General features: G+C 70.9%; 17 protein-coding genes. 9 read left to right on the top strand and 8 right to left on the bottom strand.

All coding sequences use genetic code 11. The features are described 5' to 3' along the window. Nucleotides 1-293 precede the first annotated feature (293 nt). From ACX9TP_RS03205 to ACX9TP_RS03185, 5 genes are all read right to left on the bottom strand, one after another. Entirely contained in the window at nucleotides 294-455 is a 162-nt protein-coding gene (locus ACX9TP_RS03205) for a hypothetical protein (RefSeq protein WP_482978220.1), read from the bottom strand. 15 nt (nucleotides 456-470) lie between these two features. Next, the gene (locus tag ACX9TP_RS03200) at nucleotides 471-809 is read right to left on the bottom strand and encodes an HPF/RaiA family ribosome-associated protein (protein ID WP_482978219.1); all 339 of its coding nucleotides are present in this window, start codon (nucleotides 807-809) and stop codon (nucleotides 471-473) included. A 222-nt stretch (nucleotides 810-1,031) separates the two neighbouring features. Continuing rightward, nucleotides 1,032-1,658: a DUF1360 domain-containing protein gene (locus ACX9TP_RS03195; RefSeq protein ID WP_482978218.1), complete on the bottom strand. Its 627-nt coding sequence runs from the start codon at nucleotides 1,656-1,658 to the stop codon at nucleotides 1,032-1,034. Between the two features lie 111 nt (nucleotides 1,659-1,769). Beyond that, nucleotides 1,770-2,777: a zinc-dependent alcohol dehydrogenase family protein gene (locus ACX9TP_RS03190; RefSeq protein ID WP_482978217.1), complete on the bottom strand. Its 1,008-nt coding sequence runs from the start codon at nucleotides 2,775-2,777 to the stop codon at nucleotides 1,770-1,772. 248 nt (nucleotides 2,778-3,025) lie between these two features. Next, nucleotides 3,026-4,513 carry a hypothetical protein gene (locus ACX9TP_RS03185; protein ID WP_482978216.1) on the bottom strand — a complete coding sequence of 496 codons (1,488 nt, stop codon included), beginning with the start codon at nucleotides 4,511-4,513 and terminating at the stop codon, nucleotides 3,026-3,028. Between the two features lie 251 nt (nucleotides 4,514-4,764). On the opposite strand from ACX9TP_RS03185, the gene ACX9TP_RS03180 reads away from it, so the two are divergent. Then, a complete protein-coding gene (locus ACX9TP_RS03180; protein WP_482978215.1) occupies nucleotides 4,765-5,778 on the top strand; it encodes an aldo/keto reductase in 1,014 nt (337 codons plus the stop codon). Nucleotides 5,779-5,804: 26 nt separating this feature from the next. Here the strand turns inward: ACX9TP_RS03180 and ACX9TP_RS03175 are convergent, their stop codons facing one another. Further along, nucleotides 5,805-6,299, bottom strand: a complete 495-nt coding sequence (locus ACX9TP_RS03175; protein ID WP_482978214.1) for a hypothetical protein — start codon at nucleotides 6,297-6,299, stop codon at nucleotides 5,805-5,807. A 158-nt stretch (nucleotides 6,300-6,457) separates the two neighbouring features. On the opposite strand from ACX9TP_RS03175, the gene ACX9TP_RS03170 reads away from it, so the two are divergent. The 6 genes from ACX9TP_RS03170 (at nucleotide 6,458) to ACX9TP_RS03145 (ending at nucleotide 12,509) form a co-directional block, all read left to right on the top strand. After that, nucleotides 6,458-6,982: a pyridoxamine 5'-phosphate oxidase family protein gene (locus ACX9TP_RS03170; protein ID WP_482978213.1), complete on the top strand. Its 525-nt coding sequence runs from the start codon at nucleotides 6,458-6,460 to the stop codon at nucleotides 6,980-6,982. Nucleotides 6,983-7,470: 488 nt separating this feature from the next. Further along, nucleotides 7,471-8,805 carry an inositol-3-phosphate synthase gene (locus ACX9TP_RS03165; RefSeq protein WP_482978212.1) on the top strand — a complete coding sequence of 445 codons (1,335 nt, stop codon included), beginning with the start codon at nucleotides 7,471-7,473 and terminating at the stop codon, nucleotides 8,803-8,805. Then, complete coding sequence (locus tag ACX9TP_RS03160; RefSeq protein WP_482978211.1) at nucleotides 8,783-9,712, top strand: phosphatase PAP2 family protein; 930 nt, start codon at nucleotides 8,783-8,785, stop codon at nucleotides 9,710-9,712. The genes ACX9TP_RS03165 and ACX9TP_RS03160 overlap by 23 nt, the downstream gene beginning before the upstream one ends. Continuing rightward, a complete protein-coding gene (locus ACX9TP_RS03155; RefSeq protein ID WP_482978210.1) occupies nucleotides 9,705-10,949 on the top strand; it encodes a GtrA family protein in 1,245 nt (414 codons plus the stop codon). Before ACX9TP_RS03160 ends, ACX9TP_RS03155 begins: the two co-directional genes overlap by 8 nt. Next, nucleotides 10,939-11,931 carry a hypothetical protein gene (locus ACX9TP_RS03150; RefSeq protein WP_482978209.1) on the top strand — a complete coding sequence of 331 codons (993 nt, stop codon included), beginning with the start codon at nucleotides 10,939-10,941 and terminating at the stop codon, nucleotides 11,929-11,931. The genes ACX9TP_RS03155 and ACX9TP_RS03150 overlap by 11 nt, the downstream gene beginning before the upstream one ends. Then, entirely contained in the window at nucleotides 11,928-12,509 is a 582-nt protein-coding gene (locus ACX9TP_RS03145) for a protein-tyrosine phosphatase family protein (RefSeq protein WP_482978208.1), read from the top strand. The genes ACX9TP_RS03150 and ACX9TP_RS03145 overlap by 4 nt, the downstream gene beginning before the upstream one ends. Before the next feature lie 198 nt (nucleotides 12,510-12,707). Here the strand turns inward: ACX9TP_RS03145 and ACX9TP_RS03140 are convergent, their stop codons facing one another. Continuing rightward, the gene (locus tag ACX9TP_RS03140; protein WP_482982359.1) at nucleotides 12,708-13,592 is read right to left on the bottom strand and encodes a helix-turn-helix domain-containing protein; all 885 of its coding nucleotides are present in this window, start codon (nucleotides 13,590-13,592) and stop codon (nucleotides 12,708-12,710) included. A 40-nt stretch (nucleotides 13,593-13,632) separates the two neighbouring features. Continuing rightward, nucleotides 13,633-14,553, bottom strand: coding sequence for an NAD(P)/FAD-dependent oxidoreductase (locus ACX9TP_RS03135; protein WP_482978207.1), 921 nt, complete (start codon nucleotides 14,551-14,553; stop codon nucleotides 13,633-13,635). 152 nt (nucleotides 14,554-14,705) lie between these two features. Here ACX9TP_RS03135 and ACX9TP_RS03130 point away from each other — a divergent pair, with 152 nt between their 5' ends. Beyond that, nucleotides 14,706-15,545 carry a hypothetical protein gene (locus ACX9TP_RS03130; RefSeq protein WP_482978206.1) on the top strand — a complete coding sequence of 280 codons (840 nt, stop codon included), beginning with the start codon at nucleotides 14,706-14,708 and terminating at the stop codon, nucleotides 15,543-15,545. An 88-nt stretch (nucleotides 15,546-15,633) separates the two neighbouring features. Then, the gene (locus tag ACX9TP_RS03125; protein ID WP_482978205.1) at nucleotides 15,634-16,677 is read left to right on the top strand and encodes an LLM class flavin-dependent oxidoreductase; all 1,044 of its coding nucleotides are present in this window, start codon (nucleotides 15,634-15,636) and stop codon (nucleotides 16,675-16,677) included. Nucleotides 16,678-16,781 lie beyond the last annotated feature (104 nt).

Below are 16,781 nucleotides of genomic sequence, written 5' to 3'. Positions count from 1 at the left end.
GTTGGTGAAGACCAACAAGGATCCAGGCCTGTTCTGGGGTTGCTCCAGTCCGGAGCAGGGATTGGAAGTGGCCGTCTTCACGGGCCCGACGCCTGGCCTCTACTACGTGGTAGTGGACCAACGCTTCGACCGATGCAGCGGCCCCAGTGGGCGCGTCCTCGACTGGTGGCACGCGTACGCCGTAACGCCTCAAGGTGAAGTGGTGGCCAGAGCCCCGCCTCCGGCGGGAGAGGCACCTGAAGCCCCCCCGCCCGGGCCAGCTCCCGTGCCTTCAGAGCCAGCACCGGCGCCCGTCACTCCGCCACCGAGCACGGGAAGCGGGGTTCCCGCGTCACCGCCTCCAGCGCCCACACCTCCGGCGACGCCGTCCCCACCGCCGCCGTCATCCGCGAGCACTCCAGCAGGCCCTGCCGCACCCGAGCCTCCTTGAAGTCCCCGCCACGGACGCGTGGCAACAGGCCCACCAGCCGTCACGGTCCGTGGTGCGCGTGCAGCGTCTGCGCGTAGTGCTGGAGCTGGCGCCGGGCGGCGTCGAAGGCATCCGTCACCGCCTGGTAGGCGTCCTCGTGTCCCGTGCGCTGCTCCGGGTCCCTCGCCGCGATGATGTTGCGGCCGGGCACGCTCACGTCGACGCGCACGTGGAAGTGCTTGCCCTGCTGCTTGTGCCGATGCGGCTCCTCCACCACCACGTGGCACCCCACGATTCCGTCGAAGAACTGCTCCAGCTTGTCTGCATGGTCGCGGATGTGCTCGTTCAGGCCGTCGCTCGTCGCCATCCCGCGATACGTAATCTGCAGCGCTCGCTTCATCGTCCGCCTCGGGTTGTGCCCCTGTCGGGCTTCGGGTTGCACGGCTCTTCCAATGCATGGACACGGCCAGCGCCAACTCCGCGGAATCCCGTCGGAGGCACACCTCCACCCCGCAGTGTTTGCGGCGGAATGCCCCAGCGCCGCAGCTCCTGCGGGGCGCAATGCCCCGTTGGAGCGCGGTGTGCATCCCACGTCGGGAAGCTCGGAAGGTGCTCGCTGCGCTCAGCTCGGCGCGGGGATGGGCGCGCGGCCTGGCTCCATTGCTTCCGCCGAAGTGCTCGCGCTGGGGAACTGCACGCCCTCCTCACGGTCCGTGCGCTCCTTCAGCGCCCGCACTTCCTCGCGCGTGCGGTGCAGCCCCGCGCCCACCCACTCGTAGGCGCGGTGCAGGAACGAGGACGCGGCGGAGAGCGCGAGCACCGAACCCACCCACCGGGCCTGCCTCGGCGCCACGGCGCGCGCGGCCAGCAGCCCCGCGGCCACCCACGGGCCCAGGCAGAAGGGACAGCCCAACAGCTGCCCCAACGCCTTCTGCATCCCCGTGCCGCGAGAGACCTCCTCCACCTCGCCCGCCGTGGAGCTCTCCTGGAAGCGCACGAAGGGCGCGCGCAGGAAGCTCGTCACCTGGTCCTTCGCCAGCAGCCGCGTCAGCGAGTGCGTCGCCACCGTGAACAGGGCCAGGTCCGCCAGGCCCGTCCGCTCCGGCAGCCGGCGCCTGCTCCGCGCCGTCCAGCCCAGGAAGCCCGCCACGGACACGCCATAGGCGCCGACGAGCACCGCGTACGAGCCCAGGGGGTGATGCGCATCGTCATAGCCGGCGAAGAGGCCGGTCTCCTGCGGAGCCTTCATGGGACGGTTCGCCTCCGAATCGTCCGTGAAGACTGCGCATCCCGGGGAACGGGCCCAAGGGACGGGCAGGCGGGCGGACAGGCCCTCGTCCTGAAGCCCAGGCGTGTCCGGTCAGCTCCGCGCGTCCACGTCCAGCACCGCCGCGCCGCGCACGTGCCCCTGTCGCAGCGCGGTGAGCGCCTCGTTCGCGGCGGACAGGGGAAACACCTGCACCTCGGTGCGCACCGGTGCGCCCGGCGCGAGCGCGAGGAAGTCCAGCGCATCCGCGCGCGTGAGATTCGCCACCGAGCGCACCACCCGCTCCTCCCAGAGCAGTGCGTATGGGAACGCGGGGATGTCACTCATGTGGATGCCGCCACACACCACCACGCCGCCCCGGTCCACGGCGCGCAGCGCGGCGGGCACCAGTGCGCCCACGGGAGCGAAGAGGATGGCGGCATCGAGCGGCTCTGGTGGCAACGCGTCCGAGCCTCCCGCCCACTCCGCGCCCAGCTCCCTCGCGAACCTTTGGCCCTCGGCGTCCCCGGGGCGGGTGAAGGCGAAGACGCGCCGCCGCTGGTAGCGCGCCACCTGGAGGAGCACGTGCGCGGCGGCGCCGAAGCCGTAGAGGCCCAGCCGCTCGGCGTCTCCGGCGAGGCGCAGGCTCCGGAAGCCGATGAGCCCCGCGCACATCAGCGGCGCGGCGTGGACGTCGCTGTAGCCGGCCGGGAGCGGGAAGCAGAAGCGCTGGTGGGCCAGTGTGAACTCGGCGTAGCCGCCGTCGAAGTCGTAGCCGGTGAAGCGCGCCCGCTCGCAGAGGTTCTCCCGGCCCCCGACGCAGAAGCGGCACTCACCACAGCTCCAGCCGAGCCACGGCACTCCGACTCGCGTTCCTGGCGGGAAGGCCGTCACTCCCTCGCCCGCGCCCACCACCGTGGCCACGATTTCATGGCCCGGTACGAGAGGCAGCTTCGGACGCGTCAGCTCGCCGTCCACCACGTGCAGGTCCGTGCGACACACGGCGCAGGCCCTCACCCGGAGCAGCAATTCCTCCGGGCCGGGCCGTGGGATGGGGAGCCGCTCCTCTCGCAGCGGTTCGCCCGGTGCATGCAGCACCATTGCCCGCATGGTCCCTTCCATGGGCCGCTCTCCCTCGCACGCTCCAAGGCAGAACATGGCGACGCCCGTCGCGCGCTGAAGCACGCCACGGGCGTCTGGCAGGCAGGCGGTGGAGGGCACCAACGAGGGAGGGCCGGGCGAGGCCCAGGGCCGTCCCAGGCGTCTCGCCGGCAGGTGATGGAGCCCCCGAAGAGGCCCCTGGACACCCGTGCCACGTGGAGGCGCATCCCGGGCGGCACACAGGTGACGGACCAGCGCCACCGCTCTCGTCAGAGCTGCACGCCGGCCAGCACGCCCGGCCACATGCGCACCACGGTGCGGCCGCTGTCGGAGACCTCACGCCAGTCGAGCCCGAGGCCCACCTCCTTCCACTCGTCGCTGCCATTCCAGCTGGTGAGCGTGTTGGCGCTGACACCGGCGAACACCGAGAAGTGGGACGCCATCTGCCAGCCCCCCATCACCCGCAGCTGCCCGAGGACGTGCTGGTTCTCCTTGTCGCTGAACCAGCTCCGCGAGTGCATGCTGCTGCCCACCAGGTCGATGTCCACGTAGAAGCGGTCGAGCGGGATGTGTCCGCCGAAGCCCGCGCCCACGGTGTAGCGGCGGCGGTCTCCGCTCAGGGGCGGCGTGAAGCCCGCCGTGAGCAGCGTGTAGAGGTGCTTGCCGCCCAGCTTGACGCCCACGTTGGTGAGCGACACGTCACTGCTCCACACCGCCAGGTGCGCCTGCCCGTTGCCGATGAAGTTCAGCAGGCCCACGGACTCGCCCTCCGTGCTGCCCGCCACGTTGACGAGCCCCACCTGCGCGCCGTCCACGCTGCCCGCCACGTTGACGAGCCCCACCTGCGCGCCGTCCACCTTGCCGCCCACGTTGATGATGGACACCTGCCCGCCCGAGATGTGCCGCGCGAAGCTGACGCCCGAGGACATCTGCACGCCGGACACCTCGGAGGCGATGTTGGCGCCCGCCGCCATCTGGAGCCCACGCACCGGGCCTCCCGCCACATTCACACCCACGGCGAGCTGCGCGCCGCGCACGGCCCCCGTCGCCACGTTGGCGCCGACACCGAGCTGCGCGCCATTCACCCCACCCGCCACCGTGTTGAGGCCCACGGACAGCTGCGCGCCATCCATCGCCCCGCGCACCACGTTGACGCCCACGCTGGACTGCACGCCGAGGAAGTCACCGCCGGACACGTTGCCGCCCACCGCGAACTGCCCGCCCGTCACCGGCCCTCGCGACACGTTGGCGCCCACCGCGAGCTGCGCGCCATTCAGCCCCGCCTCCACCCAGTTGGCGCCCAGCGACATGGACACGCCGTCCACCCGCTTCGCGTGCGTGGCGATGAGGCCGATGGACACCGTGTTGACCACGTTGCTCGTGTGGAAGCCCGCGGTGCTGAGGCCCGGCACCAGCGAGAGGCTGAACGGGATGTGGACCTCCTTCGCCTCCGGGCTCGCGTCGGGCTCCGCCTTCGCCTTCGCCACCGTCGGCGTGTCCGTCGCCGGGGCCGCGCCCACCACGCCGCCCACCGCCGCGTCCACCAGCGGCGGCGCCGCCATGACGCGCTCCATTCCAGGGCCCTCGACGGCCGGGGCCGCCACCGCGTCGCCGCCCTCGCCCGGATGCGCCGAAGCTGACTCGGCCGCCGCTCCCGAGCCGGGTGCCTGCACGCCCGCCTTCGGCTCCTCGGCGCTGGCCGAGAATGCCACCACCGCCGCCACGACCCCCGCACACACCGAGACCTTGCGCTTCATCGCCTGGACCTTCCTGGATTGTTCCGAGAGCGGCCCGGCCCGCACCGCGCGGACATCGGGGCCACACAGAGAGATTCATCGGGGGACGTCGCCGCCCCGCTCGCTGAAGGGAACACCGGCACCGCGCAAAGCTGTCACCGGACCGTTTCGCCCCTCTGGAGGCGACACCCTCCCCCCGGGAACTGTCGCCTGCCCACACACTCGCGTCCGGACCGCACCGACGCCCAGCGGCCCGGCGCTAGATTTCGCCCATGGCCCCCACTTCGGATCACCCCCGTCCGCCCACGACGACCCGCCGCGAGGTGCTCGCCGCCGGGCTCGGTGGCCTGCTGCTCCCGGCCGTCGCCGCCGCGCAAGCCACGCCGCCACAGCCACCCGCGAAGCCCCCGGCGCCCCCCAAGAGTCCGGCCCCGACCGCGAAGCCCACCTCCCGAGGAGACGCCATGCTCACCCGCCCCATCCCCAGCACGAGCGAAGCGCTGCCCGTCATCGGGCTCGGCACCTGGCAGACGTTCGACGTGGGCAACACCCCGGCCGAGCGCGGCCCCCTCGCGGAGGTCCTCCGCCGCTTCCTCGCCTCGGGCGCGCGCCTCATCGACTCCTCGCCCATGTACGGCCGCGCGGAGGCCGTCACCGGCGACCTGCTCGAGACGCTCGGCGAAGTGAAGACGCCCTTCCTCGCCTCCAAGGTCTGGACCACCGGCAAGGAGGAAGGACTCTCGCAGCTGCGCGGCTCCCTCCAGAAGATGGGCCGCGGCCGCATGGACCTGATGCAGGTCCACAACCTCGTGGACTGGCGCACGCAGCTGCCCATGCTGCGCGAGTGGAAGGCCCAGGGCCGCATCCGCTACGTCGGCGTCACCCACTACTCACGCAGCGCCTTCGATGACCTGGAGCGCTTCATCCGCGAGGAGAAGCTGGACTTCGTGCAGCTGCCCTACTCCCTCGCGCAGCGCGACGCGGAGGCGCGCCTGCTGCCCGCGGCCGCCGAGCACGGCGTGGCCGTCCTCGTCATGCAGCCCTTCGCCTCCGGCTCCCTCTTCCAGCGCGTGCGCGGGCGCGCCGTGCCGGAGTGGGCCGCCGAGTTCGACTGCACCACCTGGGCGCAGTTCTTCCTCAAGTTCATCCTCGGCCACCCCGCCGTGCACTGCCCGCTTCCCGCCACGAGCAAGCCCGACCACGTGGCCGACAACCTGCGCGCCGGCTTCGGCCGCCTCCCCGACGAGAAGCAGCGCGCCCGCATGGCCCGCGTCCTCGAAGGCTGAGCCACCCGCGCTCGGAGGCCGCCGGGCTACAGCTCCGGGTCCGGCGCGTACTGCAGCTCGCCCGTGGGCTCCAGCACCAGCCCCGTGCCCGGCTCGCCCGCGTCGTCGTCGCGGCCCACCTCCAGCACGGAGTCCTTCGCATCCCACTGGCCCAGGTAGTACTCGCCGCCCGCCGCCATGCACGCGCGGCCCTCGGACACCACCGTCTCCACCACCTCCTGCTTGTCGCTGGTGGCGCGCAGAAGCGTCCACTCCTTGCCGTCCTCCTGGAAGCCCGCCACCAGCTCCTTCAGCTCCTCGTCGCGCGGCGCGCCGGCCGGCAGCGTCTGCCGCTCCCACTTGCGCGGCTCGCGCGCCGGCTGCTTCGCCTTCCACGCGCGCGCCAGCTCCAGCACCTTCTCTTCCGCCGCGTCCTGGAGCGCGTGCATCTCCTCCGGCAGCTCGATTTCCTCCAGCGCCAGCAGCGCCGTCTCCAGCTGCAGCGCCTTGAGGCTCCACTCGTTCCACGCCGTCTTCAGCACTCCGTCACCCTCGCTTTCCCGCCCGCGCTCCTGACGGAGCACCGCGGCCCGGCAAGCCCACTACCACACCGCCTGCCTGCCCTGGCGGCGAGCAGGGGGCCCTTCCATGCCCGGTGCCCTCCGCACGACCTACCTTGAGCGCCCAGGGAGGAGCAGCCATGGCGAGCAAGAAGAAGGACACGCACGAGGTCGTCCAGCACTTCGGAGACCTCATCAAGGGCATCAAGGTCGCGATGATGACCACCGTGGAGGAGGACGGCAGCCTGCGCAGCCGCCCCATGTGGACCCACGACCGGGACTTCGACGGGGAGCTGTGGTTCTTCACCCGCGAGCACTCGCACAAGGTGGACGAGGTGGAGCATGACCACCACGTCAGCCTCGCGTACTCGGACCCCTCGAAGGACCGCTACGTCTCCGTGAGCGGCCGCTGCCGCCTGGTGCTGGACAAGGAGAAGGCCCGCGAGCTGTGGAACCCCACCCTCAAGGCCTGGTTCCCCGACGGGCTGGATGATCCAGAACTCGCCCTGCTGTGCGTGCGCGTGGAGCGCGCCGAGTACTGGGACACCCCCAACAGCCGCATGGTGCAGCTGGCCGGCATGGTGAAGGCCGCCCTCACCGGCGAGACGTACAAGCCCGGCGACAACCAGAAGCTCGACCTGGGCGACGCCCCGCTGACCCACTGAGGCCGCCTATATAAGGAGGGACGGCCGCACCGCTCCGGGCGCGCTGTCCCTTCTTCCCAGAATTCAGGTTGCGCCGGCTCCGCGCGGACGCCATGAGAGGGCCCGCCGGGCCGGCGCGTCCCACACCCCTGTAGGCCACACCCCCACATCCCTGCTTCGGGTCAATCTGGGTCACTCCGGACCCTCGGCCATGTTGCCGAGTATGGTCAGGTGGGTGTCATCCGCCGGACGTCGTGGTGTTTCTCTGACAGCCCCGTTCGCCCCGCCTTGTAGCTGGCACCGGGCTGATCCATTCAGTCCGTCGCCGGCCGTGGTAACGAGCGCGCGGACCACATCACGTTGAAGTCACCAACGCTTTAGAGTATCAACCATCCGCTTTCGAGATTTTCCGCATGCCCCATAGGTATCGTACCGAAGGCACTGCATACGGCGGACTCGAATACGTCTAGCGGGGCGCACTGGTTTCCGCCCTTCGAAGGAACTCCAAGATGGAAAACAAGAGGTCGGTCTCGAAGCCCGAGGGCAAGCTGGCGGTGTTGGTGCCGGGCCTGGGCGCGGTGTCCACGACGCTGATGGCGGGCGTGGAGCTGGCACGTCAGGGCAAGGGTCAGCCCATCGGTTCGCTGACGCAGATGGGCACGGCGCGCCTGGGCAAGCGCACCGAGGGCCGCACCGTGAAGCTCGGCGAGCTGGTGCCCCTGGCGGAGCTGCAGGACGTCGCCTTCGGCGCGTGGGACATCATCAGCGAGGACGCGTACCAGGTCGCGGTGCGCTCCGGCGTGCTGAACGACAAGCACCTGGAGCAGGTGAAGCCCTTCCTGCAGTCCATCAAGCCCAAGAAGGGCGTGCACGACGCCGAGTTCGTCCGCCGCATCGAGGCGAACCACACCAAGGCGACCAAGACGCACCGCGAGAGCATCGAGGCGCTGCGCCAGGACATCCGCGACTTCAAGAAGGAGCTCAACGCCAAGCGCGCCGTCATGGTGGTGTGCAGCAGCGTGGAGACCTTCCGCCCGCTGCCGGACTCCTTCAAGACGCTGGCCGCCTTCGAGAAGGCGCTCGACGAGAACAGCCCGGACATCAACCCCACCGCGCTCTACACCTACGCGGCCCTGAAGGAGGGCGTGCCCTTCGCCAACGCCACGCCCAACGCCAGCGTGGACACGCCCGCGCTGCAGGAGCTGGCGAAGCTGGAGGGCGTCCCCGTCGCCGGGAGAGACCTCAAGAGCGGCCAGACGATGATGAAGACGGTCATCGCCCCCGCGCTCAAGGCGCGCATGCTGGGCCTCGAGGGCTGGTTCTCCACCAACATCCTCGGCAACCGCGACGGCGAGGTGCTCGACGACCCCGCGGCCTTCAAGGCCAAGGAAGTGACGAAGTCGAGCGTGCTGGACACCATCCTGCAGCCGGAGCTCTACCCCGAGCTGTACAAGAAGTACGCGCACAAGGTGTCCATCCACTACTACCCGCCCCGCGGCGACGCGAAGGAGGGTTGGGACAACATCGACATCGTCGGGTGGCTGGGCTACCCGATGCAGATCAAGGTCAACTTCCTCTGCCGCGACTCCATCCTCGCGGCGCCGCTCGTCCTGGACATCGCGCTGTTCCTGGACCTGGCGAAGCGGCTGGAGTGGCGCGGCATCCAGGAGTGGATGTCCTTCTACTTCAAGAGCCCCATGGCCATGCCGGGCCTTCCGGTGGAGCACGACCTGTTCATCCAGCTGACCAAGCTGAAGAACACGCTGCGCGTCGTTGCTGGTGAAGAGCCCATCACCCACCTCGGACTCGACTACTACGGGGATGACCTCCCGCTCTCCAAGTAGAGCCACGCCGTTCACATGGCTCGTCACCTTCCTGGGTGTGGGCCATGTGGCGCTGGTGGCGGCCACCGGTCGGCTCCGGTGGGACCACGTCGCCGCGGACGTGCTGCTTCTGGGGGTGGCCTGGGCGGGCCCCCGGACGCGGCGCTTCCTGGCAGGCGGGCTCCCGCTATGGCTGACCGGTATGCTGCTGGACAGCCAGGGGCTCTGGCTGTTCCTCCGGGGCCCCGTCCACACGGGTGACCTGTGGGAGCTGGAGCGCCAGCTGTTCCCCGCCCCTGGCGGTCTCAACTGGCCCGAGTGGTGGGCCACCCGGTTCCATCCGGTGCTGGACCTCCTCTGTGGCTTCTCGTACGCGGCCTACCTGTACGAGGTCTTCGCCGTGGCCATCTTCTTCTTCGTGAAGAAGGACACGCGCTTCGAAAAAGTGTGCTGGGCCTTCCTGCTGGTGAATGCCATTGGCGTGGTCATCTACCTCGTCTACCCGGCAGCGCCCCCCTGGTACGTCCTGAAGTACGGCCCCGGTCCCGCGGACCTCGCGGCGCTGCCCAGCCCGGCGGGCACGGCGCGGTTCGACGCGCTCCTGGGCATCAACTACTTCGCCAGCTTCTACGCGCGGAACACCAATGTCTTCGGGGCGATGCCGTCACTGCACGCGTCCTACCCGTTCATGATGGTGTTCTTCCTGTGGCACAAGGGCTGGGCCTGGCGCGTGCCCGCGGCGCTGTTCTCGGCGCTGGTCTCGTTCTCCGCCGTGTACCTGACGCACCACTACATCCTGGACGTGCTCGCGGGGTTGACCGCGGCCCTCGCCGCCTTCCTGGTGGTGGAGGCGGTGTTCGCGCGCCGCACGGCGCCGACGCCCATCGCAGTGCCCCTGACAACTTCTAGAGGAGACACCCGTGCTTGAGAACCTGGTGGCGTGGCTGAGCGGAAACCTGTCTCCGTCGGCCCGCATCTGGACGGCGCTGGCCCCCGCGATTCTGGCCTGTGCCTACTTCCTCGGAGGGCTGCTGCTCTTCTGCATCCGGTGCGCCTTCAAGGGCATCCCCCGCGACGAGGAGACGCTCAAGCGCGGCAGCACGGTGCTGGTGGGCTTCTTCCTGCGCCACTACTTCTTCTGGGTCATCCAGCCCCTGTGGGCGGTGATTCTGCGCTCGGGGCTGCCGGCCAACGCGCTGTCCATGCTGTCGGGCCTGCTGGGCATCTCCGCCGGTGTGGCGCTGGCGGCGGGCCGCTTCGCGCTGGGCGGCTGGCTGTTCCTCTTCGCGGGCATCCTCGACGTCATGGACGGGCGCATCGCCCGCACGCGCAAGGAGGCCAACCCGGCCGGCGCGGCGCTGGACTCGGTGCTGGACCGGTACGTGGACTCGGCGATGCTGATGGGCCTGGCCTGGTACTACCGGGACACGTGGGTGCTGCTGCCCGCGCTGATGGCGCTGCTCGGCTCGTCGCTGGTGCCGTACGTGCGCGCCAAGGGCGAGGGCCTGGGCGTGAGCGTGCGGGACGGCGCCATGCAGCGGCTGGAGCGGGTGCTCTTCCTGGGCGTGGGCACGGCGCTGTCGCCCATCCTCGAGGCCCTCTTCTGGCCCGAGGAGAAGCACCCCATGCACTGGCTGGCGGTGGTGGGCCTGGTGTTCGTGTCCATCATGAGCAACTACACGGCCATCACCCGGTTCCGGAACCTGGTGAAGGCGCTGGCGCCCAAGCGGCAGGAGGCGCGCTCCGAGAAGGCGATTGTGGGCCTCAACGCGGTGGCGGGCGCGGTGGCCACGGCGGCGGACTTCGCGCTGGTGCTGCTGCTGGTGGAGTGGCTGGGCCTGCTGCCCGCCTGGGCCACGGTGGTGGGCTCCGTGCTGGGCGCGGTGGTGAACTACTCCATCAACCGGGTGCTCACCTTCAAGAGCACCGCGGCGGTGTCGCGGCAGCTGGCGCGCTACGCGGTGGTGAGCGGGACGAGCGCGCTGCTCAACGCGGGCGGCGTGGCGCTGTTCACGTTGCATCCGCAACTGCCCTACGCGCTGGGGTGGTGGCTGGTGCGCGGCGTCGTGTACTTCGCGTGGAACCTGCCCCTGCAGCGCGATTATGTCTTCAACGACAACGCCTCGCCGGATGCGCTCCTGGAGCAGCGCCCACATGCTGCGTAAAGCCCTCTTTCAGGTCCTGATGGTGGTGGTGCTCCTCACCGCGCTCGCGCTGCCCGCAACGGCGGCGGGCGCGGGGCTGGAGCCGACGCCCTCCCCGGCTGACAACTACGGGGAGAGCTTCACCTTCATCGGAGACCTGGAGGACGGCACCTTCGTGCTGGTGCAGCTGTCGCTGACGAACCTGGGCCCGGGCTCGCGCCACGGCATCTGCCGCGCGTCGGTGCTGCGTCCCGGGCAGCGCGCGTGGACGCCGCAGAAGAAGGTGGGCGAGAAGGAGTGGCGCTACGACGCCACCAGCGGCACGCTCCAGGTGGGCGCGTGCTCGGCGCGGTCGGTGGGTGGCTTCACGCGGGTGGAGGCGCCGCTGGACGGCGGGCGGGTGGCGCTGGAGTACGCCGCGCCGGTGCAGCCGCGCTCTCCCGAGGGCTCGGACGTGGAGGTGGGCAGCGCGCGCTACCGCCACGAGGTGACGCTGGCGTTCAGCCCGCTGCGGGCGACGCTGCAGCTGCCCAAGGGCGCGGAGGAGACGCGCGTGGGTGGCGGGTACGCGGACCACACGCGCTCGACGATTGCTCCGGCGAAGCTGGCCAGGCGCTGGGTGCGCTTCCGCGCACTGCGCGGCGGTGAGCGGATGGTGCTGCTGGCGCGCGAGGGCCAGGACGGTGAGTTCGGCCCCGTGTACGAGTGGGAGGAGGGTGGCAGCCCCCGTCCCCTGGAGCACTTCACGCTCAGCCGCGAGGGCGCGAAGGAGCGCAGCGTGTGGAAGGTGGAGGTGTTCGGGGACGACGGGGCGGCGCTGGTGCTGCGCTCCACGCAGCTGTTGCAGCGCAACGCGCCGGTGGAGGAGCTGGGCATGCTGGCCGGGATTGTGAGGCCGGTGGTGGGCTCGCCGGTGACGTACCTGCACCGCGCGGTGCTGGAGCGCGCGGGGAAGCCGCCGCTGGCGGGACTGATGGAAGTGACGCTCGAGGGTGACCAGTGAGCGTGTCGCTGCTCCGCGACGTGCACCATGTGCCGGGAGTCCGAGGCTGGGTGCGCAAGCAGGTGCTGCGCTCGGTGGCGCGGTGCGTGGAGTGGACCACGAAGCTGCCCGGGCAGGGCCTCAACGTGTCGCGCGTGAATGACTGGCTCCACGTGGGCGGCGGCGTGCCGCGCTCGCGGTACACGGAGCTGAAGGCGCGCGGAATCACCGCGGTGATTGATTTGCGCGCGGAGCGCTGCGACGACGCGAAGGCGCTGGCGGCGCTGGGCATCGAGTTCTTCCACCTGCCGGTGACGGACCGCTATCCGCCTTCGGTGGAGCAGTTGATGCGCGGGGTGGAGTGGGCACTGCCCCGGGTGGAGAAGGGCGGGCACCTCTTCACGCACTGCGAGCACGGCGTGGGACGGGGCCCGCTGATGGGCCTGGCCGTCATGGTGGCTCGCGGCTGGGAAGCGCCGGATGCGTACCGGGAGCTGCGCAAGGCGCGGTGGCAGTCCACGCTGAATGACCGGCAGCTGGGTGGACTCGCGGACTTCGTCGAGGCGTGGAAGTCCCGGACGGGCGAGCGCGCGGCGTAGGCATCACGCCGCTGGCGACACTGGAACTTCGTCGAGGCGTGGAAGTCCCGGACGGGCGAGCGCGCGGCGTAGGCATCACGCCGCTGGCGACACTGGAACTTCGTCGAGGCGTGGAAGTCCCGGTCGGGCGAGCGCGCGGAGTAGGCACCGCGCCGCTGGCGACACCGCGAAGGACGGCGCCTGGAGCCGTGCTCCGCCTCAACCTCCAGGCACCATCACCCGCCGCCTCCACGCGGCCGGAGTGACACCGTGCACGCGGCGGAACAGCCGGATGAAGTGCGTCACGTCCGCGTAGCCCACGCGCTCGGCGATGATGTCCACGCGCTCGTCCGTGCCACGCAGGCGGCGGCGGGCCTCGGCCATGCGGCACTCCAGAATCCACTCGCCCACGGTGCGGCCCGTCTCCTGCCGCACCACGCCCGCCACGTGCGCGGACGAACGCCCCACCGCCCTGGCCACCTTCGCCAGCGACAGCGGCTCGATGCAGTGGGTCTCGATGTACGTGAGCGCCTTGCGGCTCAGTCCCACCGACGGTGACTCCTGCGCGGTGGCGGGCGACGACATGCGCTCCAGCTCGATGAGCACCAGGCGCAGCAGCGCGAGCGCGGCCTCTTCACCGCCCCGCTCCACATGCGCCAGTTCCTCTTCCAGCAGCCGCATCCACCGCAGCAGCCGGCGGCGCTGCACCACCGTGGGCCGCAGCACGGGGTGACAGCCCTGGCGCACCCGCATCAACGGCCCGAGCCGCGACGCCCCCTCGCCCATGCCGTCCGCGCCGCCGAGCACCTCCGGATGGAAGGCGAGCCCCCAGCCCTCCGCGTCCGACACGCTCACCCGATGCGGGTCCCCGGGCGGAATGAGGTGCACGTCCCCCGCGCGCACCGCGAACTCGCCCGCGTGCCGCACCTGGGACTGCCCTCGCGTCACCAGCATCACCACCGCGTAGGTGTGGACGGAGGCGGGGCCTCGCAGCCCGGAGCCCCGGGTCTGCAGCCGCTCCACCAGGATGGGGAGCCGCCCCTGCTCGAAGTCCCTCCGCGTCTGCGAAAAGAAGTGCTTCGGGGTGCACGACTCGGAGGCCATGCGGCCTTCGTAGCGAGCCGGCGCGCGGAGCTCAACCACCTCACCCATGGCTGACGCCCACGGACTCCATGTTCAGGGTGTGGTTCATCTTGTATCCCACCATCGCCCCCTGCGACGCCGCGATGAGCGCGCCCTGCAACATCGTCGTGAGGTCCCCCGCCGCGAAGATGCCGGGGATGGACGTCTCCTGGAACTCGTTCACCTTGACGAAGCCCTGCTCGTCCAGCGCGAGCCCCAGCCGCTGCACCAGCTCCACCTGCCGCTGCGGCGGACGGGCGAAGATGAACTCCCGCGCCACCCGCGTCCCGTCCTCCAGCTCCACCGACTCCAGTGCACTCCCATCCGCCGTGGGTACGAAGCCGCGGATGCGCCGCTCCTCCAGCCGGACGCCCGCCCGCTCCAATTGCGCCCGCTTCTCCGAGGACACCGCGACGGCCCCTTCCGTGAAGACCACCACGTCGCGCGTCCAGCCCGTCACGAACATGCTGAAGTCGAGCATCAGCTCCGACGACGCGAGCACGCCCCACTGCCGGTCCTGAATCTCCCAGCCGTGGCAGTAGGGACACTGGAAGATGGCCTTGCCCCACAGCGCCTTGTAGCCGGGCACGTCCGGCAGCACGTCCACCATGCCCGTGACGAGCACCACGCGCCCCGTGTCCACCGTGTCGCCGCCCTCCAGCAGCACTCGGAAGCGCGGGCCGATGCGCTCGATGCCCTCCACCCGCACGTCGCGGACCTCCACGTCGTAGGGCCGCAGCTGCTCGCGGCCGATGCCGCGGAACTCCTTCGGCGGCGTGCCGTCCCGGGTGACGAAGCCATGGATGTGCTCGGCCGCCGCGTTGCGGGGCGAGCCCGCGTCGCACAGGAGCACCTTCTTGCGCCCACGGCCCAGCACCAGCGCCGCGCTCAGGCCTCCGGGGCCGCCACCGACAATCACCACGTCCTTCGTCCGAGTCGTCATACCCAATGGCTATTCGCCAGCCCGCCGCCGCGGGAGGGCGGGGCGTCGCACGGAATCGGCGGATTCTCGGGTGTGCGGCCCGCCGGCCACGGTGGGGCCATCCTCCAGGTGGGAACACCCCTTGCAATCCCCGCCTGCCTCGGGAGGACGTCATGCGCAACGCCCTGATGCTCGGACTCACGCTCACCTCGCTCGGTGCCTCCGCTGCCGAGCGGTGGAGCGCGCCCTACGCCCTGGAGGACCAGCAGGGCCGCACCTTCCGCGTCGTCCTCGGCGAAGAGGCCCCGGAGGGCGTCGAGTCCCGCCTGGAGTTCATGACGCTCCTGGGGAAGAAGGGCCTGGCCACGGCCCGCTTCCAGCGCGTCGAGGCCGTCTGCGCTGACTTGTGTGACTCCGGGCGGCCCACGTGCCACACCGTGGGCGTCTACACACAGGAGCCGGGCACGGGCGACGTCGGAGAGGGGCTCGCCGCCCTACCGGGGCGCGTCGAGGGGACGCTGAGCGCCCCGCTCCCCGGCAGGCCCGACAAGGGCCCCACCGTGAAGCAGTGGACCGGGGCGAAGGAGTTCCAGGTGCCCGTGGACGAGAGCACCCCCGCCACGCCCCTCCCCGAGGGCCTGCTCCCCCTGGCCTACCGCTGGGTGCCCCAGGGCGACGCCAGCGCGGTGCTCGAGGAGCGGCAGGGAGGCGTCGGCTTCTTCGCCCCGCCCTTCCAGCTCACGGACTGCCGCCAGGAGCAGCAGCCGCCCTTCACCCGCCTCACCTGCCCGGGGGCCTCGCTCCTGTACGCGAAGCAGCAGCTGCTCTTCGCCAGCTTCGCCGAGTACGCGGAGCCCACCACCGCCTGGGTCGCCACGCTCCGCTCCGGCGTCCAGGAGGTGCACCTGGTGCGCGTGGGCCTGAAGGCCCAGGTCGTGCCCGGGCTCCTGTTCCGCGACGGGGGCCGGTGGCGGCTGCTCATCCGCACGGCGGACTACCCGCTCCTCTGCTGAGCGATGGCTACCTTTGGACCGTTCCCGGAAGGCCTGCGCTCGGCCCTCGCCGGTGTTAGAGAGCGGCTCCAGCCAAAAGGTAACGGCCATGATTCCCTTTTCCGTCCTCGACCTCTCTCCCATCCCCCAGGGCAGTGACGCCGGTCAGGCCCTCCGCAACACGCTGGACCTGGCGCGCCACGCGGAGCGGTGGGGCTTCAAGCGCTTCTGGCTGGCCGAGCACCACAACATGACGGGCATCGCCAGCGCGGCGACCTCGGTGGTCATCTGCCACGTCGCCAGCGGCACCTCCACCATCCGCGTCGGCGCGGGCGGCGTCATGCTCCCCAACCACGCGCCGCTCATCATCGCCGAGCAGTACGGCACGCTGGAGGCCCTCTTCCCCGGCCGCATCGACCTGGGCCTGGGGCGCGCGCCGGGCACCGACCAGCGCACCGCCCGCGCCCTGCGCCGCGACTTGATGAGCAGCGCGGAGAGCTTCCCGCAGGACGTGATGGAGCTGCAGGCCTGGTTCGAGCCCGCCACGCCCCAGCAGGCCGTGCGCGCGGTGCCGGGCGCGGGCCTGAGGGTGCCCCTCTGGCTCCTCGGCTCCAGCCTCTTCAGTGCGCAGCTCGCGGCGGCGCTCGGCCTGCCCTTCGCCTTCGCCTCGCACTTCGCGCCCGACCAGATGATGAATGCGCTCCACATCTACCGCGCGAACTTCAAGCCGTCCGCGTCGCTCCAGAAGCCGTACGCCATGCTCGGCATCAACGTCTTCGCGGCGGACACGGATGCGGAAGCGCAGCGGCTGGCCACGTCCCTCCAGCAGGCCTTCATCAGCCTGCACCGCGGCACGCCGGGCCCGCTCCAGCCACCCGTGGACAGCATGGAGGGCCGCTGGACGGAAGCCGAGCGCTCGTTCCTGGAGCACATGTTCTCGTGCACCGTCATCGGCTCGCCGGCCACGGTGCGCAGCGGACTGGAAGCCTTCATCGCGCGCACCGGCGCGGACGAGCTGATGGTGACGGGCCAGATTTACGACCACGCCGCGCGCCTGCACTCGTTCGAAATCGCCGCCCAGGTCCATGACGCCATGGCCATGGACGGCGCCTTCCAGCGGCCCACCACCGCGACGGCGGCCGAGGCCCGCTGAGTTCCAGCCTGCGTTCGCGCCACAGGCTGCGACCAGGAAACGCATGTGGCGGATAGCACGCTATTCAGGGGGGTCCAGACCCGGGCACCTGTTCAACGCCACGC

The organism is Pyxidicoccus sp. M15 (assembly GCF_056858435.1).
The sequence above is the reverse complement of the archived record's forward strand: the minus strand, read 5'-3'. Positions and strand labels throughout refer to the sequence as shown.

What these genes read in the sequence shown, in the direction of transcription:
- ACX9TP_RS03130 (WP_482978206.1), top strand. Translation starts at nt 14,706, where the DNA reads ATGCGCAACGCCCTGATGCTCGGACTCACGCTCACCTCGCTCGGTGCC.
- ACX9TP_RS03160 (WP_482978211.1), top strand. Translation starts at nt 8,783, where the DNA reads ATGACCTCCCGCTCTCCAAGTAGAGCCACGCCGTTCACATGGCTCGTC.
- ACX9TP_RS03165 (WP_482978212.1), top strand. Translation starts at nt 7,471, where the DNA reads ATGGAAAACAAGAGGTCGGTCTCGAAGCCCGAGGGCAAGCTGGCGGTG.
- ACX9TP_RS03150 (WP_482978209.1), top strand. Translation starts at nt 10,939, where the DNA reads ATGCTGCGTAAAGCCCTCTTTCAGGTCCTGATGGTGGTGGTGCTCCTC.
- ACX9TP_RS03135 (WP_482978207.1), bottom strand. Translation starts at nt 14,553, where the DNA reads ATGACGACTCGGACGAAGGACGTGGTGATTGTCGGTGGCGGCCCCGGA.
- ACX9TP_RS03190 (WP_482978217.1), bottom strand. Translation starts at nt 2,777, where the DNA reads ATGGAAGGGACCATGCGGGCAATGGTGCTGCATGCACCGGGCGAACCG.
- ACX9TP_RS03200 (WP_482978219.1), bottom strand. Translation starts at nt 809, where the DNA reads ATGAAGCGAGCGCTGCAGATTACGTATCGCGGGATGGCGACGAGCGAC.
- ACX9TP_RS03170 (WP_482978213.1), top strand. Translation starts at nt 6,458, where the DNA reads ATGGCGAGCAAGAAGAAGGACACGCACGAGGTCGTCCAGCACTTCGGA.
- ACX9TP_RS03125 (WP_482978205.1), top strand. Translation starts at nt 15,634, where the DNA reads ATGATTCCCTTTTCCGTCCTCGACCTCTCTCCCATCCCCCAGGGCAGT.
- ACX9TP_RS03180 (WP_482978215.1), top strand. Translation starts at nt 4,765, where the DNA reads ATGGCCCCCACTTCGGATCACCCCCGTCCGCCCACGACGACCCGCCGC.
- ACX9TP_RS03195 (WP_482978218.1), bottom strand. Translation starts at nt 1,658, where the DNA reads ATGAAGGCTCCGCAGGAGACCGGCCTCTTCGCCGGCTATGACGATGCG.
- ACX9TP_RS03185 (WP_482978216.1), bottom strand. Translation starts at nt 4,513, where the DNA reads ATGAAGCGCAAGGTCTCGGTGTGTGCGGGGGTCGTGGCGGCGGTGGTG.
- ACX9TP_RS03140 (WP_482982359.1), bottom strand. Translation starts at nt 13,592, where the DNA reads ATGGCCTCCGAGTCGTGCACCCCGAAGCACTTCTTTTCGCAGACGCGG.